This is a genomic window from Pseudomonas sp. P5_A2_2 (assembly GCF_054177685.1).
On the sequence record NZ_JBGCUL010000779.1, the window covers coordinates 1 to 2,158 of the forward strand.

At 60.9% G+C, this 2,158-nt stretch carries 2 protein-coding genes; one reads left to right on the forward strand and one right to left on the reverse strand.

What is annotated here, in order from left to right; genetic code table 11:
- Positions 1–101: 101 nt before the first annotated feature.
- Positions 102–743, reverse strand: a complete 642-nt coding sequence (locus ACXRVY_RS25545) for an HD domain-containing protein (RefSeq protein WP_223456578.1) — start codon at positions 741–743, stop codon at positions 102–104.
- 291 nt (positions 744–1,034) lie between these two features.
- Here ACXRVY_RS25545 and ACXRVY_RS25550 point away from each other — a divergent pair, with 291 nt between their 5' ends.
- On the forward strand, positions 1,035–2,000 hold the full coding sequence (locus ACXRVY_RS25550; protein WP_223456581.1) for a GlxA family transcriptional regulator: 966 nt from the start codon (positions 1,035–1,037) through the stop codon (positions 1,998–2,000).
- The last annotated feature ends 158 nt before the right edge of the window (positions 2,001–2,158 follow it).

Consider the following 2,158-nt stretch of genomic DNA (forward strand, 5'->3'; position numbering starts at 1 on the left):
GGCACCGGAAGCGGCTTGAGCCCGAATTGGGTAGACCACATTTGAGTGGTCTACCCAAATCCAATGTGGGAGCAAGCTCGCTCCCACAGGTTCTTCTGCAGTCAGGAAGTCCAAGGGGATTTACGGATGACCTCGACGAAGTTCATCGGCTTGAACCCCGGCTCCTGATCCACCAGCACATCGGTCTTCACATTGCCGAACGTGGTCTGCGGACGATGGCGCAAGCCGTCGGCAAACGCGCAGATGATGCACTCCTTGAATCCCTCGCCCCGTGGATGCGCATGCACCACCGCTTCGCGCTGCACGGAGGAGAACGCCGCGTAGTCCATGCCCAGCACGTCCATCTCGACGCCGGCCGTTACCAGCGCCACGGTGGGCCGCAAGTGCTGAGGCACGCCCGGCGTGGTGTGCAGGGCAATCGATAGCCAGACCTGTTCGATATCGTCATCGCTCAATCCGTACGGCTTGAGAAATGCGGCTGCCGCGTTGGCTCCATCGACTTCGAAGCGTTCGTTGTCACTGCGATGACCTTGCACCAGGCCCAGGTCATGGAACATCGCGCCGACGTACAGCAACTCCGGGTTGTAGGCCAATCGCTTGCGCTCACCGCTCAGTGCACCGAACAGGAAGACCCGGCGCGAGTGGTGGTAGAGCAGGTCCGACTCGATGTCACGGATGTATTCGGTGGTGGCCTTGGCCAGCGCGCTGTCCGGGATCCTGATGCCGGCGATGGTGCTGCTCATTGAGTTGTCCTCGTCGTGATGAGGGTTCCAGTCTGTTCCGGCCCCCGAAACCGGACAATCGATCCATGGCTGCGATCCCGGCCAATGAGCGTGCATATCGCGCCAACCTCGCTTGTTGCTTGTGGATTGGCTAGGGTGCATGCAGACCCTGTAGGAGCGAGCCTGCTCGCGATGAACGTGAGAGCGCCGCGTAAATCCAGGCAGCCCCCGTCATCGTTGACGTCCATCGCGAGCAKGCTCGCTCCYACAGGTGTGCGTTGCCATTCAATGCCATCAGAGGCGTTTTGAACCATGAGTAAAACCGTAGCCATTGTGGTGTTCGCCGGCGTTCAGTCTCTGGATGTCACCGGCCCCATGGATGTGTTTTCCGAGGCCAATCGTTTCCTCGCCCCGCAGGATCACTACCGGCTGGAAGTGATCGGCGTCGAGCACGGAATGATGGCGTGCTCCAACGGTCTGGCGCTCAATGCCCATCGGCATTTCAGCGAAGCGCTGGAGGCTTATGACCTGTTGCTGGTGGCTGGCGGGCCGCAGTTGCCGTTCATGAGTTTCGGCGCGGCATTCGACACCTGGCTACGCAGTGCATGCGGGCGGGCGCAACGGTTTGGCTCGATCTGCAACGGCGCGTTCATGCTCGCCCGGGCGGGGTTGCTGGAAGATCGCACGGTCACTACCCACTGGAATGATGCGTCGTCGCTGGCAATTTTGTGCCCGTCGACCCGGGTTGAAGCGGATCGCCTTTACGTAGAGGACGGGGAGCTGTTCACCTCGGCGGGGGTCACTGCGGGCATCGATCTGTCCCTGTACCTGCTGGGCCGGGATCACGGGCCGGAAGTGGCGCTGAATGTCGCCAAGCGGCTGGTGGTGTTCACCCAGCGTTCGGGCGGGCAATCGCAGTTCAGCCCGTTTCTTACACCCCACGCCGAACCGGATTCGGCGGTGGCAATGGTCCAGCATTACGTGCTGGCCAACCTGACGGGCGACCTGACCATCGCCGACCTGGCCAATGCCGCCAATATGAGCGCACGCAACTTCTCCCGGGTGTTCGCCAGGGAAGCGAAAATCACCCCGGCCGAGTTTGTCGAGCGTGCACGGGTCGATGCGGCGCGGGTGATGCTCGAAAGCACCCGCGCGCCGCTCAAGACTGTGGCCTATCAATGCGGCTTTCGCAATGCCCAGCACATGCGCAGTGTGTTTAATCGCAGATTGGGGGTGACGCCGCAGCAGTTCAGGCTGAATTTTGCGGCGATGGTTTGAACTGAATTTGTGGGTGCCTTCCAGGGCCCCATCGCGAGCAAGCTCGCTCCCACAGGGATCTTTGTTGAACACAAATTTTGTGAACAACAGAAAAACCTGTGGGAGCGAGCTTGCTCGCGATGGGGCCAGCCCGGCCAGCAAAAATCTACGGTACAGCC